This is a genomic window from Leifsonia sp. YAF41 (assembly GCF_052113185.1).
In the GTDB taxonomy this organism is placed as follows: Bacteria; Actinomycetota; Actinomycetes; order Actinomycetales; family Microbacteriaceae; genus Cryobacterium.
The window spans coordinates 145,652-171,649 of the sequence record NZ_JBFRCS010000016.1 but is presented as its reverse complement, the minus strand read 5'-3'; the positions used below and the strand labels follow the sequence as shown (position 1 = coordinate 171,649).

Sequence of the window (25,998 nt, the reverse complement as noted above, 5' to 3'; positions counted from 1 at the left end):
GCTTGTCTAACCCTTAGCCATATTCGGGGTGCTCATCCATCCACGCTAGCCACTTTGCCACTGCCGCGTCGTGTTCCTCGATGGTGGTCGAGAAGATCGTCTCCCCGGTGTCCAGGTTCCAGGTCACGAAGTAGAGCCAGGTTCCGTCGGCCGGGTGCAGCGCCGCATCGATGGCCAAGTCGCCGGGGTTGGAGATCGGCCCGACCGGCAATCCCGGATGAATGTACGTGTTGTACGGGTTGTTCGCGTCTTCGCGCTCTGCATCGGTCGTGCTGACCCGGTGGGTGTTGCCGGTACCGTAGGCGACCGTCGCATCGGATTGCAGCAGCCCGCTCGACCACTGACCGGGATCGAGGCGGTTCAAGAAGACACGCGACACCTTGTAGTAGTCGTCTTTCAGACCTGCCTCACGTTGGATCAGCGAGGCCAAAACGATCGTCCGCCACCGGTCGGCCGGAGCAACCCCGGCCGCGTCGAGCGCCTCGAACTGACGATTCACCAGTGTTTTGATGACGTCGTGAGCGTTCGTGCCCGGATTGAACGTGTAGGTGGCCGGAAACAGGAATCCCTCGAGTTTCGTCGCTTCGGGCGGCAGCCCGTACGAGGAGACATCGGCGGCGGCAGCCTGCAGATCAGCGAGCGGCATATCCAGGCCCTCCGAGACCAGCTGAAGCACGTCGGCCTCAGCGGTCCCTTCCGGGATGATGACGGTCTGGTCGAGCTTGTTCGCCGGGTCCATCAGCGCGGTCAGCGCCGACCGAGCACTCATCTCCTTGGCCAGCTTGTAGACGCCCGGTTGAAAAATCGGCGACGGGGACTGCTTGAGCAGCAAGGAATAGAAGGCGTCAAAGCTCGCGACGACCTTCTGGTCGGCCAGCGTGTGCGCGATGTCTTCGCCGGTCTCGCCCTCGTGAATCATCACGTTGACCGTTCCCGTTCCAACGCCTTCGAAGTCGGCGGGCCCCTGGGTCTTCGAGATCAGCGCGTTGATCGGACCCTGGAAAGCGAATGCTCCAGCGGCCATCAGCGCGATGAGAACGAGGAGAACAATCAGACATCCCCACGCCCCCTTACGGCTCTTCTTCTCCCGGGGCGCCTCAGCCGAGAGCTGAGCACGGCGCTGGGTGCGGTCGTGGCTGTGCGGTGCCTGTTCTGATTCGCGGGCAGCACGTCGCGACCCGGGCGCAGACTCGTGAGTGGCGTGCGCCGACTCGTGCCCGAGGGCAGACTCGTGCGCGCCGTGCGCCACCTCATGGTGGTGAGCGGATGGCCGGGCGGCACCCGAGACCGGCGGTGGCAGCGTTCCCTGCGAGTCGTCGGTGACTGCGGCAGCACCTCCGATGAACTCATCCCAGCTCAGCTCGCGGTGCGCCTCAGAGGCAGCGCCAGCCGCATCGCCTTCGGACGACGGATCAACATCGTCGGCAGGCTTTTCGGGGAGGGAGTCCGACACTGTCACGGCCTTTCGGTCAGGTCAACGGGTGAGCCAGCCGGCTGCCCGGAGGAACGCTCGGTGTCAAGAGCGTGTTGCAAAATGATAGTTGCGGCGACCTGATCGATGACTGGACGCTGCGTTTTCGCCTTGCGTCCCGACGCCCGAAGGGCCGACTGCGCCGATACGGTCGACAGACGTTCGTCGACAAGCCGAACCGGCAATTCGAGCGCAACGGCCAGGGCCCCGGCGAAGTCGCGGGCATCCTCGGTCGAGGCTGTCGACCCGCCCGACATCGACAACGGCAGGCCGACGATGATCTCAACCGCGTCCAGCTCGGCGACGATCACGCGGATCCGCTCGAGGTCGGCGTGGCCGCCCAGGTCACGGCTGACCGTCTCGACCGGAGTGGCGAGCATGCCGTGAGCATCGCTTCGCGCCACCCCGATCCGTGCTTTTCCGACGTCTACGCCCAACCGAACGCCGTGACGCATGCCTTAGCGGCCCACGGCGTCACGCACGGCGTCCAGCGCTGCGGGAACCGCAACCAGGTTCGGTCCGCCACCCTGCGCCATGTCGTCCTTGCCGCCTCCGCCACCGCCGAGAATTCCCGCCACGGCCTTGGCCAGCGCGCCGGCCTTGTGGCCGGCGTCGCGCGCTGCCTGGTTGGTGGCCACAATGACGACCGCCTTCTCGCCGACGGATGCCGAGAGAGCGACCACTGCTGGCTCGCTGCCGAGCCGTTCGCGGGTCGTGGTGACCAGCATCCGAACGTCGTCTGCGGAGTTCAGGGTGCCGAGATCCTCGGCGACCAGCATGACGTCTCCGGCACGACTGGCCTTTTCGAGCAGGGCCGGAACACGGTCGGAGAGCGACCGTGCTTCGAACGCGGCAATCTTCTTCTCCGCAGCCTTGAGGCTCTGCACCAGGTCGTTGATGCGCTCGGGCAGTTGTTCGCGCGGGGTCTTCAGGTTCTGGGTGAGTGTGGAGACGATTGCTCGCTCGGCGGCCAGGTCACGGAAGGCGTCGAGGCCGACGAGCGACTCGACACGACGGTTGGTCGAACCGACCGAGACCTCACTGACCAGGTTGATCATGCCGATCTCGGCGCTCGTCGCCACGTGGGTGCCGGCACAGAGCTCACGCGACCAGGGGCCGCCGATGTCGACGACGCGCACCCGGTCGCCGTACTTCTCGCCGAAGAGCGCCATAGCGCCGAGCGCCTTGGCCTCAGCCAGCGGCAGTTCGCGGGTGACGACCTCGAGGTTGTCGCGGATGGCGTTGTTCGAGATCTCTTCGATCTCGGTGCGGGTCGCGGGCGACAAAGCCTGGTTCCACGAAAAGTCGAGTCGGAAGAAGCCGGCCTTGTTGTACGACCCCGACTGGTGGGCGTTCGGGCCGAGCACCTGACGGAGAGCCGCGTGCAGCACGTGCGTTCCGGAGTGTGCCTGGCGGGCGCCTCGACGCCAATCGGCGTCAACGATGCTCGTTGCCTGCTCACCGACACCGACCTCGCCGGAGCGCACGGTGACCTTGTGGCTGATTAGGCCCTTGACGGGCTTCTGCACGTCGAGAACCTCGAGCTCGAAACCGGCACCGACGATGAGGCCGGCGTCGGCCTCCTGTCCGCCCGACTCGGCGTAGAGCGCGGTTTCCTGCAAGATCACTTCGGCGGTTTCGCCGGCGACCGCGCTCGTCACCGAGACGCCGTCAACGATGATTCCGAGAACGGACGACTCGGTCTGCAGGTTGTTGTAGCCGGTGAAGACCGTCTCGCCGAGCGCCCGGAAGGTGCTGTAGACGGAGAGGTCGGCCAGGTGGGTCTTCTTCGCCTTGGCGTCAGCCTTGGCCATGGCGCGCTGCTTCGACATCAGGGTGTCGAACGCCTCGCGGTTGACCGAGAGTCCGGCCTCCTCAGCCATTTCGAGGGTGATCTCGATCGGGAACCCGTAGGTGTCGTGAAGCAGGAACGCGGTGTCGCCGGCGAGCTCAGTTTTGTTCTGGTTCTTCGTCTTGGCCACGGCCAGGTCGAGAACGCTGCTGCCACTCGCGAGGGTGCGCAGGAACGTTTCTTCTTCGGCGTAGGCAGCCTGGCTGATGCGGCTGTAGTCGGCCTTGACCTCGGGGTACGAGGAGCTCATCGCATCGCGCGAGGCCGGGAACAGTTCGGGGAAAGTGGCGTCTTCGACACCGAGCAGGCGCATGGCGCGCACGCTCCGGCGCATCAGGCGGCGCAGGATGTAGCCGCGGCCCTCGTTCGACGGCATCACGCCGTCGCTCATCAGCATCAACGAGGAACGCACGTGGTCGGCGACGATGCGCATCCGCACGTCGTCACCGTGGTCGGCTCCGTAACGGCGACCGGACAGCGCGGCGGCGCGGTCGAGCACCGGACGCACCTGGTCGATCTCGTACATGTTCTCGACGCCCTGCTTCAAGAAAGCGACGCGCTCGAGGCCCATGCCGGTGTCGATATTCTTCTTCGGCAGTTCGCCGAGAATCTCGAAGTCATTCTTGCTGGTGCCCTCGCCACGCAGGTACTGCATGAAGACGAGGTTCCAGATTTCGACGTAGCGGTCGTCGTCGGTGGCCGGGCCGCCGTCGGCACCGTAGGCCGGGCCGCGGTCGAAGAAGATCTCGGAGCAGGGGCCGGCCGGGCCGGGCTGACCGGTCGACCAGTAGTTGGTGTCCATGCCGAGGCGCTGGATGCGCTCCTCCGGCAGGCCGAGTGCGCGCCAGTAGCGAATCGCCTCGTCGTCGTCTTTATAGACGGTGACCCAGAGGTCCTTCTCCAAGAAGCCGTAGCCGCCGGCGTTCTCCGGGGTCGTGAGCAGCTCCCAGGCATAGTTGATCGCCTGTTCCTTGAAGTAGTCACCGAACGAGAAGTTGCCGTTCATCTGAAAGAACGTGCCGTGTCGAGGGGTCTTGCCGACCTCTTCGATGTCGTTGGTGCGAATGCACTTCTGAACGCTCGTGGCCCGCGGGAACGGCGCGGGAACAAGACCGGTCAGGTACGGCACGAAGGGAACCATCCCGGCGACGGTGAAGAGCAGTGTCGGGTCGTCGCTCACCAGGGACGCCGAGGGTACGACCGTGTGTCCACGATCGGCGAAAAAGTCGAGCCAGCGCCCGCGAATGTCTGCAGTCTGCATGTGTTCCGTAGTTCAGAGATGTCGAATGGGAGGAAAAACTGAAAGTGTGCGTTACTTGGCGTCGTCCGACGCCGCTGCCTTGTCCGACGCTGCGGCATCGTATGCGGCATCGTCGGCTTCGATGTCGACCGACGACTCGGCGACCGGGGCCGTCGTCTGTGCGGAGGGCGCCGTGTACGGCATGGCCGACGGAGCGCTCGGCGCATCGACGTCACCGAGGGCGGCACGCAATTCGGCTTCGCGCTGACGGTAGCCGTCGGACATGGCCTCGCCGAATTCGCGGGCTTTGGCATCGAGATCACTGAAGAATTGTTTGCCCTGCTGGGTCTTGTTGACCTCGTGCGCGACGACGAAACCGGCCGCGACTCCGACAACCAACCAGATGAAGTTCTTCATTGCAATGCTCCCTGATGTCTGGTGACCGGCGCGACGTGCGCGCCCGGTCTTCGTTCAAGAGTAGTGGCTCAGCCTTTGCGGCGGCTGGAGCCCGAGCGACGGCCTGTTGCCAACGCCGCGCGCACGCCGGCCGAGAATCCGGCGATTTTGATCAAGGGGCCACCGACGGTGGCGGCGAACAAGGCGATGAGCGCCGACACGTTGCCGGTCACATCCGCCACGTTCGTGGTGATCGTGTCGACTCGGGCCAACTGCTTGTTCGTCTCTTTGATCGTCTCGGCGCTCTCCTGCAGAAGCGGCGTGACGTTGTCGCTCACTTCGCGGATGGCGTGGGTCGTCTCGTCGAAGACACGACCGAGTTTGATGAGCGGAATGGCGAGGAATCCCACCAGAACTGCGAAAACAAGTGCGGCGATCAATCCGACGATGTCTCCACCAGTCATGTGAAAAACCTTTCATTCCAGAAATGGCATACATCCACGCGAATCGGGCGTGGATACGCAAAGGGCGGACCATCCAATGGATGATCCGCCCTCCAGCGTAGTTCAGTTGCGAAGCAGTGTGCTGCTTAGCGTGCTGCGTAGTACTCGACGACGAGCTGAACTTCACAGGTCACGGGGACCTCTGCACGCTTCGGGCGACGCACGAGGCGGGCCTGCAGCTTGTCGAGTTCAACCTCGAGGTAGACGGGCAGCTTCGGCAGAACATCGACGTGACCGCCGGCTGCTGCAACCTGGAAGATGTCCATGCCTTCGCTCTTCGGCTTGACGTGGATGAGCTGACCCGGCTTCACGCGGAACGACGGGCGGTCAACGAGCTGGCCGTCAACGAGGATGTGACGGTGCACAACCATCTGACGAGCCTGCGCGGTGGTGCGAGCGATAGCCGAGCGAACGAGCAGAGCGTCGAGACGGGTCTCGAGGATCTCGACCAGGTTTTCACCGGTCAGGCCCTGGGTGCGACGTGCTTCCTGGAAAGCAATCTTCAGCTGAGCTTCGCGGATGCCGTACTGGGCACGCAGACGCTGCTTCTCGCGCAGACGAACTGCGTAGTCGGAGTCAGCCTTGCGCTTGGTGCGGCCGTGCTCGCCCGGAGCGTACGGACGCTTCTCGAGGTACTTGGCTGCCTTCGGCGTGAGGGCGATGCCCAGCGCGCGCGACAGGCGGGTCTTGCTACGGGTACGTGACTTGGTAGACACGGTGTCCTTTCAATAAATCTCAAACAGGGAATCCCAGGCACAGACAGGCTGTCACGAAGACAGGGCCGGATGCCCGGGGAAAGTCAGAGGGGTGTTGCCACGGGCCGCTCGGCTACAGAGCGAATCCCAACTCTCTGATCTCAGTCGCAGCCGCACGCCGAGATCAGTAGTAGGCAGCGACCAGACTAACACAGAGTGCCGCCCTCACGAGTGAGCGCGGCACCGCGGCATGTCACTCTCCCCGTACGATCCTGCGGATCTTGATCAGTCGGGCCGAGATTTCGCGCTCGTTGCCGTGCTCCGTCGGTTCGTAGTAGCGCACTCGCTTCAATTCGTCGGGCGGATACTGCTGAGCAAGCACGCCCAGGGCGTCGTCGTGGGGGTACTTGTACCCCTTGCCATGCCCGAGCCGCTTGGCGCCGGCGTAGTGGGCATCGCGCAAATGCTTGGGCACGCGACCGGCCTTGCCGGCGCGCACATCACCGATGGCGGCATCGATGGCCATGTACGCGGCGTTGGACTTCGGCGCGGTGGCCAGATGCACAACCGCCTGCGCGAGCGGGATCCGCCCCTCCGGCATGCCGATCAGCTGAACCGCGTCGGCCGCGGCGACAGCGATCACAAGCGCCTGCGGGTCGGCCATCCCGATGTCTTCCGAGGCGAGCACGATAATGCGGCGCGCGATGAAGCGGGCGTCTTCGCCGGCCTCGATCATGCGGGCGAGGTAGTGCAGCGACGCGTCGACATCCGAGCCGCGTACCGACTTGATGAACGCGCTGATCACGTCGTAGTGCTCGTCGCCGTTGCGGTCGTAGCGCAGCAGCGCGCGGTCGACGGCCAGGGCGACGACCTCGGTCGTGATCACGGGCTTGCGTGTCGCCGTGCTTGACTTGCGTGCTTTGGCCGTGGTGCTGGGTGCGACGAGAGCCGAGGACGCGGCAGACACCGACGCCGCCTCCAACGCGGTCAGTGCCCGGCGTGCGTCGCCGGATGCCAACCGGATGATTGCGGCGCGCGCGTCGGTTTCGAGCACGAACCCGTCGGCCAGACCTCGGTCGTCGACCACAGCGCGATCGACGACGACGCCGAGGTCTTCGTCGCTCAGTACTTCGAGGGTGAGCAACAGGGAACGCGACAGCAGCGGCGAGATGACCGAGAACGACGGGTTCTCGGTGGTGGCGGCGACGAGAATAATGACGCCGTTCTCGACGCCCGGCAGCAAGGCGTCTTGCTGCGCTTTGCTGAACCGGTGGATCTCATCGAGGAAGAGCACCGTCGAGAGGCCGTAGAGGTCGCGGCTCGTGCGCGCCTCCTCCATCACCTGACGCACGTCACGCACCCCGGCGGTCACCGCCGAGAGTTCGACGAACCGACGGCCTGAGCTGTGCGCGATCGCCTGGGCCAATGTCGTCTTGCCCGTGCCGGGAGGGCCCCAGAGAATGACCGAGACCGAACCCTGCTGCCCGGTCTTGTCGCTCGCCAGGCTGACGAGAGGCGAGCCCGGCGTCAGCAAATGACGTTGACCTGCCACCTCGTCGAGACTTTTTGGGCGCATGCGCACCGCAAGAGGCGTGGCGCCTCGCTGCAGTCCGGGCTGCAGGCCTGGTTGAGCATCCGACATGCCTCAAGCGTAGTTTGTGCCGCCGACGGCGAACGCCTGGCCGTTCAGGCATTTGTTCAGTTTCGCCAGGTTGCGTAGAGTTCAACGAGGTCCGGGGCTGTGATGTCCCGGCCTTCTACTGTCTGGCGACCGCACGGGCGCCACCAGAACCGCCGGCCCCCCGGCCAATCAGGAGGACTCGAGTGGCACAGAACCCCAAGCAGGATCGCGAAGCACGTGCTCGCGTGCGCAGCTACCAGGCGCGCCGCACCGTGAACGAAGCCCAGCAGAAGCGTCGCAAGCGGGACAACATCGTCGCCGGCAGCGTCCTTCTCATTGTGCTCACGCTTGCCCTCGGCGCCCAGCTGCTCTATTTCAACGGCGGCCCGGGAACCCCCGAAGCGACTCCGTCGGCAACGCCCTCCGCCTCGCCGTCTCCGACGCCGGGAGCTCCCGCTGCAAACACCGGCGATGTCCCGCCGAGCACGCTCGCCGAAGACCGCACCTGGACGGGCACACTGACCCTCAACGACGTGCCGCTCGGCTTCGAGCTTGACGGCGCCGCGGCCCCGCAGGGCGTGTCGTCGACCATCAGCCTGATTCAGAAGGGCTTCTACAACGGGGTCTCCTGCCACCGCCTTACCAACGGCGGATTCTTCGTGCTGCAGTGCGGCGACCCGAGCGGCGACGGCACCGGCGGTCCGGGCTACAGCTACGGACCCATCGAGAATGCGCCGACCGACGATGTCTACCCGGCCGGCACCCTGGCCATGGCTCGCGCCGGTGGCAATGCGTCCAGCATGGGCAGCCAGTTCTTCATCGTCTACGACGACACCACGATTCCCGCGGATGCCGCCGGCGGCTACACGGTCCTCGGAAAGATCACGAGCGGGCTCGATGAGCTCAAGGCGAAAATCACGGATGCCGGCGTCGTCGACGGCAAAACGGATGGCGCCCCAGTGGTCCCGACGACAATCACATCAGTAACAGTTCAGTAGTAACTTCCGGGTGCCGGTCGGCTTGCAATAGGCTTGTGCCCGTATTGGCCCGTTGTATCGGCCCGTTGACGGGCGGACAACTAATTTAAGGTGAGGCTCTTGACTACGACAGATCAGCAACCATGGGGTCGCGTAGACGAAACCGGCACGGTTTACGTGCGCGAGGCGTCAGGCGAACGTGCCGTTGGGCAGTACCCCGACGCCACTCCGGCGGAGGCGCTCGCTTACTTCGAGCGTAAATACGTCGAATTGAACGGTCAGGTGACGCTTCTCGAGCAGCGTGCCAAGGGCGGCGCTCCCGCTGCCGACATCGCGAAGGCCGTCGCCAACCTGCAGGCCGCACTGGTGAACGCCAATGCAGTCGGCAACCTCGCCGCGCTCACCGAGCGTCTCGGAGCCCTCGGCGGCACCGTCAGCGAGCTGACAGAGCAGCAGGGCGCAGAGGCCAAGGCTCAGTCTGCCGCCGCCCTCGCCGAGCGTGCAGCCATCGTCGAAGAGGCCGAGCGGCTCGCCGCTGAAGACCCCGCGAAGACGCAGTGGAAGCAGACCAGCGCAGCCCTCGACGCTCTCTTCGTGAAGTGGCAGGCGCACCAGCACGACGCGCCGCGCATCCCGAAGGGTGAGGCGAACGAGCTCTGGAAGCGGTTCCGTGCCGCGCGCACCACCATCGAGCAGAACCGCAAGGCATTCTTCGCTGAGCTCGACAGCGCACACAAAGATGTTCGCAACCGCAAGCAGCAGCTGATCGCGCAGGCTGAAGCCCTCGCCCCGCAGGGTGCCGACGGAATCAACAGCTACCGCACCCTGCTCGACGAGTGGAAGCTCGCCGGCCGCAGCGGCAAGAAGCAGGACGACGCCATGTGGGCGAAGTTCAAGGCTGCCGGAGATGTGCTCTACGGCGCGAAGTCCGAAGTCGACGCTCTCGAGAACGAAGAATTCGCCGGCAACCTCGAGCAGAAGCTTGAGCTTCTGACGGAGGCCGAAGCGCTGCTCACCGAGACCGACCGCACCAAGGCGCGCACCACGCTGTCGGGCATCCAGCGACGCTGGGATGAGATCGGCAAGGTTCCGCGCGACCAGGTCAAGGTCGTCGAGGATCGCATGCGCAAGGTCGAAGCTGCCGTGCGCAAGCTCGATGACGACCACTGGAAGCGCAACAACCCCGAGACCCAGGCGCGCACCGCCGGGCTCGCCGGCCAGCTGCACGATGCGATCGCCAAGCTCGAGGCCGAACTGGCCGAGGCTGAGGCGAGCAAGGATGCCGCGGCTATCGCCGAGGCCACCGAGGCTCTCGCCGCCCGCAAGGCCTGGCTGAACGCAATCGAGAAGTAACGCTCCACAGCGTCACGAGGCCAGGATCTGTCCACAGATCCTGGCCTTTTTCTGTGGGCGCGACCCTCGACCACGAGTCTGGGCGAATGAATTACCGACTCGCTTCCGTGCTCAGCGCTGCCGAACTTCCGATCGCGGAGCTGTCGAGCGCCCGCCTCGATGGCGAACTCTTCGGTCTCGGCGAGTTATGGTGTCCGATCGATGTGCGCGTTGAACCTGCCACTCGGGCCCTGGCCATCGCACGTCTCCTCCCCCGCCGCGCGATCGTCGAGCTGTCGAGCGCCGCCTGGATTTACGGGGTCGCGCCTGAGCCGGCTCAGCACCGAGTCTGCGTTGACACCCGGGCGCGAGCGGTCATACCGTCGTCACCTCGGTTTCAGGTGCGCGAGCTGCGGCAGGTGAGTGAAGACACCCAGCTGATCGGCGGGATTTCGGTCACGACGCCGCTCCGCACGGCCATCGATCTGACCCGGTGGGAGTCATCGAGCGCGCCGGCTCTTCCCTGCATCGTGGCGCGCCTGCTTCGGTACAGCGGTCACAGCACGGTCGATCCCGTCGCCGACGGCCTCATCGCGCATTCCAAGGCGGAGGCGCTGCGAGCACTCGGGCGGTTGACGGCGACGCAGCGCATCCTCGACGGCGATGGCGAGGATGCGTTGCTGGGCCGTGAATGATGATGCCCCGCGCGGTGACGATCTAGCCGTCGCTGACCCGGTACACGTCGTAGACGGCGTCAATGCGCCGCACCGCGTTCAGCACCCGGTCCAGGTGGGTGGTGTCGCCCATCTCGAACACGAACCGACTGAGCGCGAGCCTGGCGCTCGACGTGTTGACCGTCGCAGACAGAATGTTGACGTGATGCTCAGACAGCACGCGAGTGACGTCGGAGAGCAGTCCGGAACGGTCGAGAGCCTCGATCTGAATCTGCACCATGAAGAGACTCTTCGAGGTGGGCGCCCACTCGACGTCGATCATCCGCTCGGGTTCCTTGAGCAGCGATTGCACGTTGTGACAGGACTTCTGGTGCACCGAGACGCCGGAACCGCGGGTGATGAACCCGACGATCTCGTCGCCGGGAACCGGAGTGCAGCACCGTGCGAGCTTGACCAGGATGTCGGGGGCACCGCGCACGAGGATGCCCGAGTCGCTGCTGCGCAGGGTCTGCGTGCGGCCCCGCGGTGCTACGGGAAGATCGGTGCTGTAGATCTCTTCGACGGTCTGCAGTGACGCGACGACCTTCTCGAGCACCGACTGGGTCGACACGTGACCCTCGCCGACGGCAGCGTACAGCGCCGAGACGTCTTCATACTTCAGCTGAGCCGCGACTTCCGCGAAGGAGTCCTGGTTCATCAGCTTCTGCAACGGCAGGTTCTGCTTGCGCATCGCACGGGCAATGGCGTCGCGGCCCTGCTCGATCGCCTCGTCGCGGCGTTCTTTTGTGAACCACTGGCGAATCTTGTTGCGTGCGCGGGGACTCTTGACGAAGTTCAGCCAGTCCTGACTTGGACCCGAGTCGGGGTTCTTCGAGGTGAAGACCTCGACGACGTCGCCGGTGTTGAGCGTGCTCTCCAGCGGCACGAGACGGCCGTTGACCTTGGAGCCCATCGTGCGATGCCCGACCTCGGTGTGCACGGCGTAGGCGAAGTCAACCGGGGTCGCGCCGGCGGGCAATCCGATCACCCGGCCCTTCGGCGTGAAGACGTAGACCTCTTTGGCACCGATCTCGTAGCGCAGGGAGTCGAGGAACTCGCCGGGGTCGGCGGTCTCGGCTTGCCAGTCTGAAATGTGCGCGAGCCAGGCCATGTCGGTGTCGTTCGGCGAGGAGCCGCCGGCCGACTTGCCGTTGACCTGCTCCTTGTACTTCCAGTGGGCGGCCACACCGAACTCGGCGCGCTGGTGCATTTCCTGGGTGCGGATCTGAATCTCTACCGGGCGACCGCTCGGGCCGAGCACGGTCGTGTGAAGCGACTGATAGAGGTTGAACTTGGGGGTGGCGATGTAGTCCTTGAACCGACCGGGCAGCGGCGTCCAGCGGGCATGGATCGCACCGAGCACCGCGTAACAGTCACGCACCGAGTTGACGAGAACACGGATGCCGACCAGGTCGTAGATCTCGTCGAACTCGCGACCGCGCACGACCATCTTCTGATAGATCGAGTAATACTGCTTCGGTCGCCCGGCAACCTTGCCCCGAATGCGTGCGGCCTTCAGATCTTCATTGATGTTGTCGATGACCTGCTGCACAAACTCTTCGCGCTGCGGAGTGCGCTGTTTGACGAGGCTCTCGATCTCGGCGTAGAGCTTGGGGTAGAGCACCGCGAAGGAGAGGTCTTCCAGCTCCCATTTGATCGCCTGGATACCGAGGCGGTGCGCGAGCGGGGCATAGATTTCAAGCGTTTCGGTCGCCTTGCGAGCCGCCGACTCCGCCGGCACGAAGCCCCAGGTGCGCGCGTTGTGCAGCCGGTCGGCCAGCTTGATGATCAGAACCCGGATGTCTTTCGACATCGCCACAATCATCTTGCGGACGGTCTCAGCCTGAGTGCTGTCGCCGTACTTGACCTTGTCGAGTTTGGTGACGCCGTCGACCAGCATGGCGATCTCGTCACCGAAGTCGGCGCGCAACTGGTCGAGGGTGTACTCGGTGTCTTCGACGGTGTCGTGCAGCAGTGCCGCCGCGACGGTCTTCGGGCCGATGCCCAGATCGGCAAGAATCTGCGCGACGGCGACCGGGTGGGTGATGTACGGCTCGCCGCTCCGGCGTTTCTGGCCGGAGTGGGCACGTTCTGCTGCGGTGTAGGCACGCTCGATGATCGCCAGATCGGCCTTCGGATGATGCATCCGAACCGTCTTGATCAGCGTGTCAACGGCGCCGACCGGTTGCGCTCGGGAGAAGATGCGGGGAACTAGACGGCGCAGTGACGCGGCCGACGGAGTCGTTGTGTCGCTCATCACGTGACCTCACCTCTACGAGCCACCAAGTGCTCAGTTCTTAATTATCGCTGCTGCAGTGAGGGCGCGTGACCAGGATGCCGACACAGAACCCTCGGAAACGACGAAACGGGGTACACCCGCCGCTCACGCAGCAGACGCCCCCGTCTCGTCGATCACCGAGCAGATCAGACCGTGACTTCGGATCCGGCCTGCTGGTCGGCCTTGGCCCGGAGCGCGAGCGCCTTCTTGTCGGCCTTGCGAATGGCCGGCTCGTTCTCACGCAGCTGCGAGTAAAGCGGAGCTGCGATGAAGATCGTCGAGTAGGTGCCGACGAGCATACCGATGAGCAGAGCCAGCGAGATGTCGCGCAAGGTACCGGCACCGAGCAGGAACGCTCCGATGAACAGAATCGACGCGACCGGCAAAAGCGCCACCACTGAAGTGTTGATCGAGCGCACCAGGGTCTGGTTCACCGCGAGGTTCACCGAGCCCGCAAAGGTGCGGTTCGACTCTTCTGCGGTGTTCTCTCGAACCTTGTCGAAGACCACGACCGTGTCATAGAGCGAGTAACCCAGGATCGTGAGGAATCCGATCACCGCGGCCGGGGTGATCTCAAAACCGGTGATGCCATAGACGCCGGCGGTGATGATCAAGTCGTGAATCAGGGCGATCATCGCCGCAAGCGACATCTTCCAGGTGCGGAAGTACAGGGCCATCACAACGGCGGCCAGCACCAAGAAGATGGCCAGGCCGCGCAGGGCCTGTCCGGTGATGTCGGCGCCCCACGACGGGCCGATGAACGAGGAGGTCACCTGGGTGCCCGGCACGTCGTACGCCGTGGCGAGGGCGTCGCTCAGCTCACGGCTCTGATCGCTGGTCAGCTGGTCAGTCTGCACACGGATGGTGTTGGTGCCGACGGTGGTGACCTTCGGTACAGCCTCGGGCACGACCGAAGCGACGGCCTCGTTGGCCGGCGTCTGGTTCTGAGTGGGGACATCCGAGATGATGAACTCGGACCCGCCGGTGAACTCGATCCCGAAGACGAATCCGCCGCGCAGGAATGGGCCGACGAGGGCGATCAACATCATCACCACGGCGATCGAGTACCAGAGCTTGCGGCGACCGATGATGTTGAACGAACGCTTACCGGTGTGCAGGTCGTTTCCGAACTGGGCGAAACTAGCCATTAGGAGTTCTTCCCCTCGGTCGACTGATCGGAATTCGCGGCAGCCAGTTCGGCGGCCTTCCGCTCGGCGATGGTCTGACGTTTGGCTGCTTCTTTACTGGAAGAAGCGACCTTGGTGGATGCGACGGCCGCCGACGGCCGGAACTGGGCCCGGCCCCGATAGGCGGCGCCCAATGCTCTCGGATCGAGGCCGCTGAACTTGTGGCCCTCGCCGAAGAACCGGGTCTGACCCAACAGCTGCAGCACCGGGTGGGTGAAGAGGATGACGACGATGACGTCGACGATCGTGGTGAGACCAAGGGTGAGTGCAAAGCCCTTGACGCTGCCGACCGCGACGATGAAGAGCACGGCGGCGGCGAGGAAGTTCACGGTGTCCGAGGCAAGAATCGTGCGGATCGCCCGCTTCCAGCCGGCCTCGATCGACGATTCCAGACCTCGGCCATCCCGGAGTTCGTCTCGAACGCGTTCGAAGTAGACGATGAACGAGTCAGCCGTAATACCGATGGCGACGATCAGACCGGCCACACCGGCCAGCGAGAGTCGATAGCCTTCCCGCCACGACAGGATCGTGATGACCAAATAGGTGATGAGGAATGCGACGGCCAACGAGGCCACGGTGACGAAGCCGAGCATCCGGTATTGGATCAGCGAATAGATCACCACCAGGATCAAACCGATCAGACCGGCGATGAGGCCGCTGACCAGCTGGGTGGTGCCGAGAGTCGCTGAAATCGTCTCGTTGCTCTGCACGACGAAGCTGATCGGCAGGGCGCCGAACTTGAGCGAATCGGCGAGGGCCTTGGCCGACTCCTGGGTGAAGTTACCGCTGATCTCCGGCTTGCCGTTGGTGATCACGGCGAGGGTGCGCGGGGCCGAAATGACCTTGCCGTCCAGCACGATGGCGAACTGGTTCTGCACGCCCTGGAGGCCGCTCAGACGCTGGGTGACGTCGGCGAATGCCTTGGTCCCCTTCGAATCGAAGGTCATGTTGACGACCCACTCGCCGGTGGTCGCTCCGCTCTGGGTGGTGCGCTGACCACTCGTTGCGTCGGTGATGCTCTCACCGCTGACCTCGACCGGGCCGAGGATGTACTTCACGGAGCCGTCGGTCTCACACGTGATCAGCGGTTCGTCAGCCGGAGCGACGTTCGTCGTGTTGATCGTGCCGCAGTCGAAGGCGTCGTACTCGGCCTGCAAGGCGGGGGTGATGTAGGCGAGGTCACTGGCATCCGTCGGCTTCGCGGTCGGCGTGGTCGACAGGTTCGGGTCGATCGGGGCCGGGGTGGGCGAGGCTGTGCCATCGCCGCCGACGCTCGATGCGGACGGCTGGCCGGCGGCCAGGACGGGCCGGAACTCAAGCTTGGCCGACGATTCGATGCGGTTGATCGTCTCTTTGTCCGGGGTGCCCGGAATGGAGACGACGATGTTCTGACCGCTGGTGTTGATCTCCGCCTCGGAGACTCCAGAGGAGTCGATGCGCTGACGGATGATCGACACTGCTTGGTTGAGCTGCTCTTCTGAGACAGTCTCGCCCGACGCCACTTTCGGCGCGAGGATGATCTGAGTTCCGCCCTCAAGGTCAAGAGCGAGCTTGGGTGTCCACGATCCTCCCCCGGTAAAAACGCCAATGGCGTTAATCGCGAAGAGGCCGATAATAATCACGCCTAGCCAGGAGAGAGAACGCCAGGCCTTCTTAACCGGGGACGACTTTGCCACCTATGAACTCAGCTTTCTATGCTCGTGCCCGCGCTGAAGAGCGCGGGCACGGGAGAGGGATTGTTACGCGTTGCCCTTTTTGGGCTCGCTGTCACCATCGGTGTCGACGCGCTGACCGAATTCCGGCTCACCCAGGAGAGTGGCGTGGTCCTGGTTGAGCTCTACACCGTCGGTCTCATCGGCGACGACGGCCTCGATGGGCTCGACGACGCGTGCGATGGTCTGACGGTGAATGTTGACGATCGTGCCCGGAGCAATCTCGAGCGCAACCTTGTTCTGTTCTTCGTCAATCGACACAATGGTGCCGTAGAGACCGAAGTTGGTCATCACGTCGGCGCCCGGAACCATCGTGGACTGCAGCTTCTCCTGGTCAGCCTTGCGCTTGCGCCCATTGCGGAACATGAAGAAAACCAGCACGGCCAGTACGGCGAGCATGACAAGAGTCATTAGATCCATGAAACTCAGAAAACCTTTCGATTGCGGCTAGTCAACCGCAGCAGTTGAATACTGAGCGGGAATGCGAACCAACCTGAATTATAGATCATCAAGTGTGAGACCAGCCTGAGGATGACTCAATCCAAAATGACTCCATGCCGAGGGCGTTGCGACACGGCCTCGCGGCGTGCGTGTGAGGAATCCTATCCGCACTAAGAAGGGCTCAACGACCGCTTCGACAGTTTCGGCCTCTTCTCCGACCGAAACGGCCAGCGTATTCAGGCCAACCGGCCCACCCCCAAAACGGGTCAGAATGATCTTCATGACCTCGCGGTCGAGTCGATCCAGACCGATCGGGTCGACATCGTAGAGTTCGAGCGCGGCGTGAACGGCGTCGAGATTCGCCTCCCCGCCCTTCTCTCCCCCGCCATAAACGAGGGCATAGTCTCGCACCCGGCGCAGAAGCCGGTTGGCGATACGCGGCGTGCCGCGTGAGCGACCGGCGATCTCGGCCAGGGCGCGCTTGTCGATTGTCAGTCCGAGCAGTGGCGCGGCCCGGGTGAGCACCTGCTCGAGCTCGCTCTCCGCATAGAACTCGAGGTGCGCGGTGAAGCCGAACCGGTCGCGCAGCGGGTTCGGAAGCAGGCCGGCCCTGGTGGTCGCCCCCACCAGGGTGAAGGGGGCAAGGTCGAGCGGAACCGACGTCGCTCCTGCGCCCTTGCCGACCATGATGTCGATCCGAAAATCTTCCATCGCCAGGTAGAGCATTTCTTCGGCCGAGCGTGCCATCCGGTGGATTTCATCAATGAAAAGCACCTCCCCCGGCATCAGCGACGACAGCACAGCGGCCAGGTCGCCGGCATGCTGAATCGCCGGGCCACTCGACATGCGCAGTGGCCGGTTGCCCTCATGGGCGACGATCATGGCGAGGGTGGTCTTGCCGAGCCCGGGCGGACCGGCGAGCAGAATGTGGTCGGGGGTGCGCTGCTGCATGGTGGCTGCGGTGAGCAGCAATTGCAGCTGGCCGCGCACCTTCTCTTGACCGACGAACTCGGCCAGGCTGTGAGGGCGCAACGCTCCCTCGAAGGCCAACTCAACGTCACCCTCGATGATCGGGTTCGTCAGATCGTCACCGGCTTGTTCCGCCTCGTACATCGAGTTTTCACCGGGTGTTCGCCCGAAGACTGCGTCAGGGCTCATGAGCGTCGTCCGGCCGTGTGCTGCGCCGGGCCCAGACGGGCCAGCGACAGGCGAAGAATAGAGGCGACCACGGCCTGATCGGCCTCCGGCGCGTCGCGCAGTGTCTCTTCGACGGCTTCAGCGGCGACACGCTCCGACCAGCCGAGTCCGATCAAGGCAGCCTGCACCGTCGCGGACACCGATGAGGCGTTGCCGGGTCGGGTTGCGACGCCGTCGCCTGCTGAGGCGGCGCTCACATGCACCTTGCCCGCCAGCGACACGACGATCAGCTTGGCGGTCTTCGGTCCGATGCCGCTGACCTTGCGAAATGCCGCATCGTTTTCAGTCGTCACCGCCTGAGCGATTTGGTTGGGCGTCAGCGCCGCGAGCACACCCAGCGCCGACTTGGGGCCGACGCCGGTCACTCCCACCAACAGTTCGAAGACCGCGAGTTCTTCTGCGCTGATGAAGCCGTACAGGGTGAGTGAGTCTTCGCGCACGATGAGGGTGGTCATCAGCCGGGCTTCGTCGCCGATCCTCACCGACAAAGCGGTGGCGGGCGTCACTTGCAGGGCCAGGCCGATGCCTCCGACCTCGATGACGACAATGCTGCCAAGGGCAGAGAGAACGGGGCCACGTACTGAGGAGATCACCGCTTTAGACTACGCGGCACCGCTGACACCGAGGCGTTGCGCTCCGCGGCGCGCCATGCCTGTTGTGCGGGAGTGAGGCTGCCGGCCCCGGCGGGCGAACCGGCGCCGGCTGCGAGGGAGCCGACGGTCGGCAGGGTTCCGCCTGCGGCGCCGGTGCGCCAGGCGTGACAGATTGCCAAAGCCAGCGCGTCGGCGGCATCCGCGGGTTTCGGGATTTCGGCCAGGCCGAGGATGCGGGCGACCATCGTGCCGACCTGCTTCTTCTCTGCGCCACCGAAGCCGGTGATCGCGGCCTTCACCTCACTCGGGGTGTGCAATGTCACGGGAAGCCCGCGCTCGGCGGCCAGCACGAGGGCCACGCCACTGATCTGGGCAACGCCCATCACCGTGCTCACGTTCTGCTGGGCGAAGACGCGCTCGATCGCCACGAATTGAGGCTGGTGCCGGTCGAGCAGTTCGGCAATGCCACGACTGATCAGCAGCAGTCGTTTCTCCAGCGCCATGTCCGGTGTGCTGCGGAGCACCGTGACGTCGACCAGCGTTGCCGAGCGGTTGCCGGCAACGTCGACAACGCCGACCCCGCACCGGGTGAGGCCCGGGTCGATTCCGAGCACCCGGACCGACACGGGACTACTCGGACTCGGCTTGAAGCTCCGCCTGAACCTCGGGCGAGAGGTCGTAGTTGCTGTAGATGTTCTGAACATCGTCGAGGTCTTCGAGGGCGTCGATCAGGCGGAACACCTTGCGGGCGTTCTCGGCGTCGACCTCGACCTTGAGCGACGGCACGAAAGCGGCATCCGCTGAGTCGTAGTCGATCCCGGCGTCCTGCAGCGCGGTGCGCGTGGCAACGAGGTCGCTGGCCTCAGAGAAGACCTCGAAGGTCTCGCCCTCGTCGACGACCTCTTCGGCACCGGCGTCGAGAACGGCCATCAGCACGTCGTCTTCGGTCAGGCCGGCGATCTTCGGAACAACGACGATGCCCTTGCGGTGAAAGTTGTAGGCGACGCTTCCCGGATCGGCCATGGTGCCGCCGTGGCTCTTCATGGCGGTGCGCACCTCGGCGGCGGCGCGGTTCTTGTTGTCGGTCAGACACTCGATCATGATGGCGACGCCGTGGCCCGCATAGCCTTCGTACATGATCGTCGTGTAGTCGACCGACTCACCGCTGAGCCCGGCGCCGCGCTTGACGGCGCGGTCAATGTTGTCGTTCGGAACAGAAGTCTTCTTCGCCTTCTGGATGGCGTCGACCAGGGTCGGGTTGCCGGAGAGGTCGGCGCCGCCCATCTTGGCGGCAACTTCGATGTTCTTGATGAGCTTCGCGAATGCCTTCGCCCGACGCGAGTCGGTAATGGCCTTCTTGTGCTTGGTGGTGGCCCACTTGGAGTGCCCGGACATGAATCTCCCGTTGTGTCGCTTGCTCGTTGCCTGAGTTGCACGTGCAAAATCGGTGCACCCACTGGGTGCCCACCCATTCTAGAACAGCACAGCCCCCGCGCGGAGAGACCGCGCGGGGGCTGTGAATTCTCGAGAAGTCAGGCAGCGAATGCCGCGGTCTGAACCTTCTGCAGGAAGTACTCGTGAAAGCGGTGCTCCCCCGTGATCTCGGGGTGGAACGAGGTTCCAAGCAGGTTTCCCTGCTCAACCGCAACGCAACGACCGTCGGGCAGTGTCGCCAATGCTCGCGCACGCGGACCGACGGTCTCGACGACGGGCGCCCGGATGAACGCCGCGTGAACCGGTGCCCGTCCGAGTGCCGGAACAGCCAGGTCGATCTCGAAGGACTCGGTCTGCGAGCCAAAGGCATTGCGACGCACGGCGATGTCCAGCCCACCGATGCCTTCTTGGCCGACGATTCCATCAAGAATGGTGTCGGCGAGCATGATCAAGCCGGCGCAGGTGCCGTAGACCGGCAGCCCAGCGCGCACGGCAGCACGCAACGGTTCGGCCACGCCGAACGTGCGGGCCAGCTTGTCCATCACGCTGGACTCGCCGCCCGGAATCACCAACCCGCTGATGCGGGCCAGTTCTTCCGGGCGACGAACGAACGTAACGTCGGCGCCCAACTCACGCAGGACATCCGCATGCTCACGAAAATCGCCCTGAAGGGCAAGTACTCCGACGCTCATCAATCGGTGGTTACCAGCCGCGCTCGGCGAGACGGTGCGGTGCAGCGAGGTCGGCGACGTTGATGCCGACCATGGCCTCACCGAGTCCGCGGGACACCTCGGCGATGACCTTGGCGTCGTCGAAGAAGGTGACAGCCTTGACGACGGCTGCGGCGCGCTGAGCCGGGTTGCCCGACTTGAAGATGCCGGAACCGACGAACACGCCGTCAGCACCGAGCTGCATCATCATCGCGGCGTCGGCCGGAGTGGCCACGCCACCAGCGGTGAACAGGACGACGGGGAGCTTGCCGGTCTCGGCGATCTCGGCGACGAGAGCGTACGGGGCCTGCAGTTCCTTGGCGGCAACGTACAGTTCGTCCTTGCTCATCGACGACAGGGCAGCGATCTCGCCCTTGATCTTGCGGATGTGCTTGGTCGCCTCTGAGACGTCGCCGGTGCCGGCTTCACCCTTCGAACGGATCATCGCAGCACCCTCGTTGATGCGGCGGAGTGCCTCACCGAGGTTGGTCGCGCCACAGACGAAGGGAACGTTGAAGTTCCACTTGTCGATGTGGTTGACGTAGTCGGCCGGGCTCAGAACCTCTGACTCGTCGATGTAGTCGACGTTGAGGGCCTCGAGAACCTGAGCCTCGACGAAGTGGCCGATACGGGCCTTCGCCATKACCGGGATCGAGACCTCGGCACGGATGCCGTCGATCAGGTCGGGGTCGCTCATGCGGGCGACGCCACCCTGTGAACGGATGTCGGCGGGAACGCGTTCCAGGGCCATAACGGCGACAGCGCCGGCATCTTCGGCGATGCGGGCCTGCTCAGCGTTGACGACGTCCATGATGACGCCGCCCTTCAGCATTTCGGCAAGCCCACGCTTGACGCGGCTGGAACCAAACTGCGAGTCGGTGGTGTTAGTCATTGTTCGATTCTATTCCTTGCGTAATGGGGTGATGGGCGCAGCCAAGGGCTGCTGGTGGGAGGAAAAACTAGGCTTCTTCTGCCGGCCACGCGTCGGCGATCTCTCGCCGGACATCGCCGAGCAGCCGTGGCAACGCCTTAGTGCCGGCGATGATCGGGAAGAAGTTTGAGTCGTGGTTCCAACGCGGCACCAGGTGCTGATGCAGGTGGTCGGCGATGCCGGCTCCGGCCATGCGCCCCTGATTCATGCCGATGTTGAAACCGTCGCAGCGCGACGTCTCCGTCAGTACGCGCATCGCCGTCTGGGTGAGGCTGGCGATCTCGGCGACTTCTTCGGCAGTGGCGTCGGCATAGCTCGCCACGTGGCGGTACGGGCAGACGAGCAGGTGACCGCTGTTGTACGGGAACAGGTTGAGCAACACGTAGGCGTGGGTGCCCCGCGCCACGATCAAGGCCTTCTCGTCGTCCATTGCCGGAGCGAGGCAGAACGGGCAGTCGTCGGAGTGCGGCTGCTGCCCGTCTTGGATGTAGACCATGCGATGCGGCGTCCAGAGACGCTGGAACGCGTCGGGCACGCCGGCGAAGTCGGAGGAGTTCTCGATCTCCACTCCCCCTACTTCGTCGCCACCCCCACCAGTCACGTTAGATCTGCCCCTGCGTCGTCACCTGGGCGCGGGTCTCAATCGAGGCCACGATGCGACGGATGGCGTCGGCGACGGGAACACCGTTTTCCTGCGTGCCGTCGCGGAACCGGAAGCTGACCGCGCCGTTGGCCTGGTCTTCTTCACCGACGATGAGCTGGAACGGAACCTTGGCCTTGGTGTGGTTGCGGATCTTCTTCTGCATGCGGTCGTCTGAGTTGTCGACCTCGGCGCGCACGCCGGCGGCCTTGAGCTGCGCAATGACGTCGTCGAGGAACGGCGCGTACTGCTCGCTGATCGGGATGCCGACAACTTGCACGGGTGAGAGCCAGACCGGGAATGCGCCGGCGTAGTGCTCGGTGAGCACGCCGAAGAAGCGCTCGATTGAGCCGAACAGGGCGCGGTGAATCATCACCGGGCGCTGGCGTGAACCGTCGGGAGCCGTGTACTCGATTTCAAAACGCTCCGGCGTGTTGAAGTCGAGCTGAATCGTCGACATCTGCCAGGTGCGGCCGAGGGCGTCCTTCGCCTGCACCGAGATCTTGGGGCCGTAGAACGCGGCTCCGCCCGGGTCGGCGACGAGTTCAAGACCGGATGCCTCACCCACCTCGGCGAGAGTGGCTGTGGCTTCCTCCCAGATCTCGTCGCTGCCGACGAACTTCTGGGGGTCCTTGGTCGAGAGCTCCAGGTAGAAGTCGTCGAGCCCGTAGTCCTTCAGCAGCCCGAGCACGAAGTTGAGCGTCTTGGTGAGCTCTTCCTTCATGCGGTCGCGTGTCGTGTAGATGTGCGCGTCGTCCTGCGTCATACCACGCACACGAGTGAGCCCGTGGATGACGCCCGACTTCTCGTAGCGGTAGACCTGGCCGAATTCGAACAGACGCAGCGGCAGATCGCGGTACGACTTCGCCGTCGAACGGTAGATGAGCGTGTGCATCGGGCAGTTCATCGGCTTGAGGTAGTAGTCGACGCCCTCACGGGTGACGTTGCCGTCGGCATCCGTCTCTGCATCGATGTGCATGGGCGGGAACATGCCGTCGCGGTACCAGTCGAGGTGACCGGAGACCTCGTAGAGCCTGCCCTTGGTGATGTGCGGGGTGTTGACGAAGGAGTAGCCCTCTTCGGTGTGGCGCTTGCGGGAGTAGTTTTCCATCTCCTGGCGAATGATGCCGCCCTTGGGGTGGAAGACCGGCAGTCCGCTGCCGAGTTCTTCGGGGAAGCTGAACAGGTCGAGTTCAGCGCCGAGCTTGCGGTGGTCGCGCTTCGCGGCCTCCTCCTGGCGAGCCTGGTAAGCGCGCAGTTCGTCTTTCGTCGGCCATGCGGTGCCGTAGACACGCTGCAGCTGCGGGTTCTTCTCGGAACCGCGCCAGTAGGCGGCGGCGAGGCGGGTGAGCGAGTAGCCGTTGCCGATCATGCGGGTGTTCGGCAAGTGCGGGCCGCGGCAGAGGTCTTTCCAAATGGTCTCCCCGGTCTTCGGGTCGACGTTGTCGTAGATGGTGAGTTCGGCACCGCCGACCTCAACCGACTCGTTGTCGCCGCCGAGGTCACCGGCTTCGACGGCAGCCGGGTCGGCGACGCCACCCTTGATGCCGATCAGTTCAATCTTGAAGGGCTCGTTCGCGAGTTCGGCGCGAGCCTCGTCATCCGTCACAACCCGGCGCACGAAACGCTGGCCGGAGCGGATGATGCGATCCATCGCCTTCTCGATCGCCTTCATGTCTTCGGGGGTGAAGGGGTTCTTCACGTCGAAGTCGTAGTAGAAACCGTCGGTGACGGGCGGGCCGATACCGAGCTTCGCCTCCGGGTTGATGGTCTGCACGGCCTGGGCGAGCACGTGGGCGGCCGAGTGGCGAAGAATGTTGAGGCCGTCAGGCGAGTCGATCGTGACGGGCTCGACGACATCCGTCGTCTCGAGTTGGGTCGCGAGGTCTTTCAGCTCACCGTTGACGCGCATTGCGACAACAGACCGGTCGGTGAAAAGCGCGAAGCCGTCAGCCACGTTAAAACTCCCTGTTTCGATGTACTCCTCAACTTTAGCGGGAGCTGGACACCGCGGTGACGGCAGCGGTATTGCGTACAAAAATGACAAGCCAGCTGAAAATGAGCGCCGAGGCGATCAGCTCGAATGCCGTGAGGTTGTAGTAGCCGACCGGAAAGAACATGAACGCGGCAACGCCGATGCAGATCAGAAAGGCGTAGCCGAGGGAGAAGAACGTTTGGGGATAGCCGGGAAGGAGTCGCTTCAGCGCGATCATCAGCACGACGAAGATGACCACCATGCCGGTGGCCACGGTGTTGTGGATGATCAAGGCCTGATTGACCGGCACGAGCCCCACACAAGCCAGCAGCACGCCGATGGCCACCAGCGCCCATTTCAGCAGGCGGATGTGCGGGGTCGCGCGCCCGACCAGATTCTCGGTCCAGACGGCCAGGTCGCTCGTCACGTAGTCGGCGAGAATCGTGATCGTCGCACCTGTGATGATCAGCGTCAGATTGAACGTGAGGCTTGAGAAGTCGCGGGTCGTGCCGAGAATGCTGAAGTTGGCCTGCCACCAGTGCGGATCGGTCGTCGTCGTCATGCTGAGCAGAATGCCGCTGCTGAGAAAGACGGAGAGAAGCGTCGACATCTTGTTCGCCGTCGTCGTCGCGGCCGAGAGGTAGAGGAAGTAGGCGCTGGCTGCGCCGCTCAACGCAACCATCATCGTGCCGGTCAACGTGTCGACCTCGAGTCCCTGGAAGGCCTGCTGCAGGGTGGAGAACAGCACGAGGCCGAGCATCGCCAGAATGGCGACATGGGTGAAGGTCAGTGCGGTGGTGTCCCAGATGAAGCGAGGGAGTGTGCGCGGGAGGCTGCCTGATTCTCGTGCCCGACGGCGGGAGTCGACGGCGCTCAGGCTATAGGCGCCCGCACCGATGACGACTCCGACGATGATGGCCAGCAAGCCGACCGACCATTCCTTCCAGATCGGCAGGAACGTGCCGTGCATGACGAGAAGTCCGACCAGGCCGGACAGCAGAAAGGCGCCGGCCGCCACGATGATGGCCCGGGACTCGACCCTGACCGCGTGGGTTTGAGCGAGCGAGCGAATGGTTGAGGGCATCGAGGTGAGTTGCACTCGGTTGAGCCTATCTGGCCTGCGCATCCGCTCCCCCGACGGGGATGTCCCGCAAACACAAGAAGCCCACCAGGTCTCCCTGGTGGGCTTCTTTTTTCTGAGCGGATGACGAGATTCGAACTCGCGACCCTAACCTTGGCAAGGTTATGCGCTACCACTGCGCCACATCCGCATGTGTTCAACTCAGCAGTGCACGCCGGGCGTGTTTTGTTGAGCTGAACGAAGAAAACCCCCGTTTTACCGGGGGTTTTTCTCTGTGGGCGATACTGGGATCGAACCAGTGACCTCTTCCGTGTCAGGGAAGCGCGCTACCGCTGCGCCAATCGCCCATATCTTGCGAACTAGTCTCAAGAATGGAGGTGGATACGGGATTCGAACCCGTGTATACGGCTTTGCAGGCCGCTGCCTCGCCTCTCGGCCAATCCACCGTGTTGGGTTCACCACCAAATGAAGAGAACCGCTTCTTTCGAAGCGATTCCATTCCATTCGAGCGGATGACGAGATTCGAACTCGCGACCCTCACCTTGGCAAGGTGATGCGCTACCACTGCGCCACATCCGCAACTCGCTCGCATTTCTGCGTGCGTTGAAGACTCTAACCGATTCCGCCGCCAACATTCAAACTGAGCAAACCCTGGCGTGTCGCGATGGGTGCGCTGAGCCGCTCCCCTGGCTCCGTTCCCAGTGTTTTGCTGGCTCACACGTCTTAGCGCGGCACCTCGATGCGAACTGGCGGGACCGATACAAACTGGGGACGACTGGTGAGCTCCCTGAAAAGAAATCTCACGTTCGTCGCATCCAGAGCCGAGAAAGGCGCCGATGTGCGTTCACCGTGCGGTGTGGGCTAGTATCGTGAATCGCGGTTGAAGAAGCTTTCACCGCATGAGGGCGATTGGCGCAGTTGGTAGCGCGCTTCGTTCACACCGAAGAGGTCATCGGTTCGAGTCCGGTATCGCCCACAACAAAACCCCCGGTTATCCCGGGGGTTTTTTGTTTCCGGCG

At 64.0% G+C, this 25,998-nt stretch carries 23 protein-coding genes and 5 tRNA genes; 4 read left to right on the top strand and 24 right to left on the bottom strand.

All coding sequences use genetic code 11. The features are described from left to right. Nucleotides 1–13: 13 nt before the first annotated feature. From mltG to AB4Y63_RS17570, 7 genes are all read right to left on the bottom strand, one after another. Nucleotides 14–1,453: an endolytic transglycosylase MltG gene (mltG, locus tag AB4Y63_RS17600; RefSeq protein WP_441792360.1), complete on the bottom strand. Its 1,440-nt coding sequence runs from the start codon at nucleotides 1,451–1,453 to the stop codon at nucleotides 14–16. Between the two features lie 2 nt (nucleotides 1,454–1,455). Further along, the gene (gene ruvX / locus AB4Y63_RS17595; protein WP_441792359.1) at nucleotides 1,456–1,926 is read right to left on the bottom strand and encodes a Holliday junction resolvase RuvX; all 471 of its coding nucleotides are present in this window, start codon (nucleotides 1,924–1,926) and stop codon (nucleotides 1,456–1,458) included. Between the two features lie 3 nt (nucleotides 1,927–1,929). Further along, the gene (gene alaS, locus AB4Y63_RS17590; RefSeq protein ID WP_441792358.1) at nucleotides 1,930–4,584 is read right to left on the bottom strand and encodes an alanine--tRNA ligase; all 2,655 of its coding nucleotides are present in this window, start codon (nucleotides 4,582–4,584) and stop codon (nucleotides 1,930–1,932) included. A gap of 51 nt (nucleotides 4,585–4,635) precedes the next feature. Beyond that, nucleotides 4,636–4,980, bottom strand: coding sequence for a hypothetical protein (locus AB4Y63_RS17585; RefSeq protein ID WP_441792357.1), 345 nt, complete (start codon nucleotides 4,978–4,980; stop codon nucleotides 4,636–4,638). Between the two features lie 68 nt (nucleotides 4,981–5,048). Then, nucleotides 5,049–5,423 carry a DUF948 domain-containing protein gene (locus tag AB4Y63_RS17580; protein WP_441792356.1) on the bottom strand — a complete coding sequence of 125 codons (375 nt, stop codon included), beginning with the start codon at nucleotides 5,421–5,423 and terminating at the stop codon, nucleotides 5,049–5,051. 125 nt (nucleotides 5,424–5,548) lie between these two features. Beyond that, nucleotides 5,549–6,178 carry a 30S ribosomal protein S4 gene (rpsD, locus tag AB4Y63_RS17575; protein ID WP_441792355.1) on the bottom strand — a complete coding sequence of 210 codons (630 nt, stop codon included), beginning with the start codon at nucleotides 6,176–6,178 and terminating at the stop codon, nucleotides 5,549–5,551. Between the two features lie 232 nt (nucleotides 6,179–6,410). After that, nucleotides 6,411–7,799 (bottom strand): replication-associated recombination protein A, encoded by a 1,389-nt coding sequence (locus AB4Y63_RS17570; RefSeq protein ID WP_441792354.1) that lies wholly within the window; start codon nucleotides 7,797–7,799, stop codon nucleotides 6,411–6,413. A gap of 182 nt (nucleotides 7,800–7,981) precedes the next feature. Between AB4Y63_RS17570 and AB4Y63_RS17565 the strand changes: the two genes are divergently transcribed. The 3 genes from AB4Y63_RS17565 (at nucleotide 7,982) to AB4Y63_RS17555 (ending at nucleotide 10,782) form a co-directional block, all read left to right on the top strand. Further along, nucleotides 7,982–8,776 carry a peptidylprolyl isomerase gene (locus tag AB4Y63_RS17565; RefSeq protein WP_441792353.1) on the top strand — a complete coding sequence of 265 codons (795 nt, stop codon included), beginning with the start codon at nucleotides 7,982–7,984 and terminating at the stop codon, nucleotides 8,774–8,776. A 99-nt stretch (nucleotides 8,777–8,875) separates the two neighbouring features. Then, nucleotides 8,876–10,108 carry a DUF349 domain-containing protein gene (locus AB4Y63_RS17560; protein WP_441792352.1) on the top strand — a complete coding sequence of 411 codons (1,233 nt, stop codon included), beginning with the start codon at nucleotides 8,876–8,878 and terminating at the stop codon, nucleotides 10,106–10,108. 86 nt (nucleotides 10,109–10,194) lie between these two features. Continuing rightward, nucleotides 10,195–10,782 (top strand): type IV toxin-antitoxin system AbiEi family antitoxin, encoded by a 588-nt coding sequence (locus tag AB4Y63_RS17555; protein ID WP_441792351.1) that lies wholly within the window; start codon nucleotides 10,195–10,197, stop codon nucleotides 10,780–10,782. Between the two features lie 22 nt (nucleotides 10,783–10,804). On the opposite strand, the gene AB4Y63_RS17550 is transcribed toward AB4Y63_RS17555, so the two are convergent. The 17 genes from AB4Y63_RS17550 to AB4Y63_RS17470 all read right to left on the bottom strand — a co-directional run bounded on the left by AB4Y63_RS17550 (nucleotide 10,805) and on the right by AB4Y63_RS17470 (nucleotide 25,558). Further along, on the bottom strand, nucleotides 10,805–13,057 hold the full coding sequence (locus tag AB4Y63_RS17550) for a RelA/SpoT family protein (protein WP_441792350.1): 2,253 nt from the start codon (nucleotides 13,055–13,057) through the stop codon (nucleotides 10,805–10,807). A gap of 167 nt (nucleotides 13,058–13,224) precedes the next feature. Further along, nucleotides 13,225–14,226 (bottom strand): protein translocase subunit SecF, encoded by a 1,002-nt coding sequence (gene secF / locus AB4Y63_RS17545; protein ID WP_441792349.1) that lies wholly within the window; start codon nucleotides 14,224–14,226, stop codon nucleotides 13,225–13,227. Then, entirely contained in the window at nucleotides 14,226–15,941 is a 1,716-nt protein-coding gene (secD, locus tag AB4Y63_RS17540) for a protein translocase subunit SecD (RefSeq protein ID WP_441792348.1), read from the bottom strand. Before secD ends, secF begins: the two co-directional genes overlap by 1 nt. A gap of 63 nt (nucleotides 15,942–16,004) precedes the next feature. Beyond that, nucleotides 16,005–16,397: a preprotein translocase subunit YajC gene (gene yajC, locus AB4Y63_RS17535; RefSeq protein ID WP_441792347.1), complete on the bottom strand. Its 393-nt coding sequence runs from the start codon at nucleotides 16,395–16,397 to the stop codon at nucleotides 16,005–16,007. 78 nt (nucleotides 16,398–16,475) lie between these two features. Beyond that, nucleotides 16,476–17,531, bottom strand: a complete 1,056-nt coding sequence (gene ruvB / locus AB4Y63_RS17530; protein ID WP_441792399.1) for a Holliday junction branch migration DNA helicase RuvB — start codon at nucleotides 17,529–17,531, stop codon at nucleotides 16,476–16,478. A gap of 41 nt (nucleotides 17,532–17,572) precedes the next feature. Next, nucleotides 17,573–18,208 carry a Holliday junction branch migration protein RuvA gene (gene ruvA, locus AB4Y63_RS17525; protein WP_441792346.1) on the bottom strand — a complete coding sequence of 212 codons (636 nt, stop codon included), beginning with the start codon at nucleotides 18,206–18,208 and terminating at the stop codon, nucleotides 17,573–17,575. Next, on the bottom strand, nucleotides 18,205–18,834 hold the full coding sequence (ruvC, locus tag AB4Y63_RS17520; RefSeq protein ID WP_441792345.1) for a crossover junction endodeoxyribonuclease RuvC: 630 nt from the start codon (nucleotides 18,832–18,834) through the stop codon (nucleotides 18,205–18,207). The genes ruvA and ruvC overlap by 4 nt, the downstream gene beginning before the upstream one ends. Nucleotides 18,835–18,838: 4 nt before the next feature. After that, nucleotides 18,839–19,603 carry a YebC/PmpR family DNA-binding transcriptional regulator gene (locus AB4Y63_RS17515; protein WP_441792344.1) on the bottom strand — a complete coding sequence of 255 codons (765 nt, stop codon included), beginning with the start codon at nucleotides 19,601–19,603 and terminating at the stop codon, nucleotides 18,839–18,841. Nucleotides 19,604–19,740: 137 nt separating this feature from the next. Next, a complete protein-coding gene (gene pdxT, locus AB4Y63_RS17510; RefSeq protein WP_441792343.1) occupies nucleotides 19,741–20,334 on the bottom strand; it encodes a pyridoxal 5'-phosphate synthase glutaminase subunit PdxT in 594 nt (197 codons plus the stop codon). 10 nt (nucleotides 20,335–20,344) lie between these two features. Further along, nucleotides 20,345–21,244 (bottom strand): pyridoxal 5'-phosphate synthase lyase subunit PdxS, encoded by a 900-nt coding sequence (gene pdxS / locus AB4Y63_RS17505; protein WP_441792342.1) that lies wholly within the window; start codon nucleotides 21,242–21,244, stop codon nucleotides 20,345–20,347. A gap of 67 nt (nucleotides 21,245–21,311) precedes the next feature. After that, on the bottom strand, nucleotides 21,312–21,851 hold the full coding sequence (locus AB4Y63_RS17500; protein WP_441792341.1) for an HIT family protein: 540 nt from the start codon (nucleotides 21,849–21,851) through the stop codon (nucleotides 21,312–21,314). 34 nt (nucleotides 21,852–21,885) lie between these two features. Then, nucleotides 21,886–23,835 carry a threonine--tRNA ligase gene (thrS, locus tag AB4Y63_RS17495; protein ID WP_441792398.1) on the bottom strand — a complete coding sequence of 650 codons (1,950 nt, stop codon included), beginning with the start codon at nucleotides 23,833–23,835 and terminating at the stop codon, nucleotides 21,886–21,888. Between the two features lie 79 nt (nucleotides 23,836–23,914). Then, complete coding sequence (locus AB4Y63_RS17490) at nucleotides 23,915–24,982, bottom strand: hypothetical protein (RefSeq protein ID WP_441792340.1); 1,068 nt, start codon at nucleotides 24,980–24,982, stop codon at nucleotides 23,915–23,917. A 115-nt stretch (nucleotides 24,983–25,097) separates the two neighbouring features. Beyond that, nucleotides 25,098–25,169, bottom strand: a tRNA-Gly gene (locus AB4Y63_RS17485). A gap of 85 nt (nucleotides 25,170–25,254) precedes the next feature. After that, nucleotides 25,255–25,326 (bottom strand) — tRNA-Val (locus AB4Y63_RS17480). A gap of 25 nt (nucleotides 25,327–25,351) precedes the next feature. Next, nucleotides 25,352–25,425 (bottom strand) — tRNA-Cys (locus AB4Y63_RS17475). 61 nt (nucleotides 25,426–25,486) lie between these two features. Next, nucleotides 25,487–25,558, bottom strand: a tRNA-Gly gene (locus AB4Y63_RS17470). A 324-nt stretch (nucleotides 25,559–25,882) separates the two neighbouring features. Here AB4Y63_RS17470 and AB4Y63_RS17465 point away from each other — a divergent pair. Beyond that, a tRNA-Val gene (locus AB4Y63_RS17465) sits at nucleotides 25,883–25,955 on the top strand. The last annotated feature ends 43 nt before the right edge of the window (nucleotides 25,956–25,998 follow it).

Bases quoted from the DNA above. Each gene is read 5' to 3' on its own strand.
- alaS (WP_441792358.1), bottom strand. From the start codon at position 4,584: ATGCAGACTGCAGACATTCGCGGGCGCTGGCTCGACTTTTTCGCCGAT.
- AB4Y63_RS17490 (WP_441792340.1), bottom strand. From the start codon at position 24,982: ATGCCCTCAACCATTCGCTCGCTCGCTCAAACCCACGCGGTCAGGGTC.
- pdxT (WP_441792343.1), bottom strand. From the start codon at position 20,334: ATGAGCGTCGGAGTACTTGCCCTTCAGGGCGATTTTCGTGAGCATGCG.
- ruvB (WP_441792399.1), bottom strand. From the start codon at position 17,531: ATGTACGAGGCGGAACAAGCCGGTGACGATCTGACGAACCCGATCATC.
- yajC (WP_441792347.1), bottom strand. From the start codon at position 16,397: ATGGATCTAATGACTCTTGTCATGCTCGCCGTACTGGCCGTGCTGGTT.
- AB4Y63_RS17585 (WP_441792357.1), bottom strand. From the start codon at position 4,980: ATGAAGAACTTCATCTGGTTGGTTGTCGGAGTCGCGGCCGGTTTCGTC.
- ruvX (WP_441792359.1), bottom strand. From the start codon at position 1,926: ATGCGTCACGGCGTTCGGTTGGGCGTAGACGTCGGAAAAGCACGGATC.
- AB4Y63_RS17570 (WP_441792354.1), bottom strand. From the start codon at position 7,799: ATGTCGGATGCTCAACCAGGCCTGCAGCCCGGACTGCAGCGAGGCGCC.
- AB4Y63_RS17580 (WP_441792356.1), bottom strand. From the start codon at position 5,423: ATGACTGGTGGAGACATCGTCGGATTGATCGCCGCACTTGTTTTCGCA.
- secF (WP_441792349.1), bottom strand. From the start codon at position 14,226: ATGGCTAGTTTCGCCCAGTTCGGAAACGACCTGCACACCGGTAAGCGT.
- AB4Y63_RS17555 (WP_441792351.1), top strand. From the start codon at position 10,195: ATGAATTACCGACTCGCTTCCGTGCTCAGCGCTGCCGAACTTCCGATC.
- AB4Y63_RS17515 (WP_441792344.1), bottom strand. From the start codon at position 19,603: ATGTCCGGGCACTCCAAGTGGGCCACCACCAAGCACAAGAAGGCCATT.
- thrS (WP_441792398.1), bottom strand. From the start codon at position 23,835: ATGCGCGTCAACGGTGAGCTGAAAGACCTCGCGACCCAACTCGAGACG.
- AB4Y63_RS17550 (WP_441792350.1), bottom strand. From the start codon at position 13,057: ATGAGCGACACAACGACTCCGTCGGCCGCGTCACTGCGCCGTCTAGTT.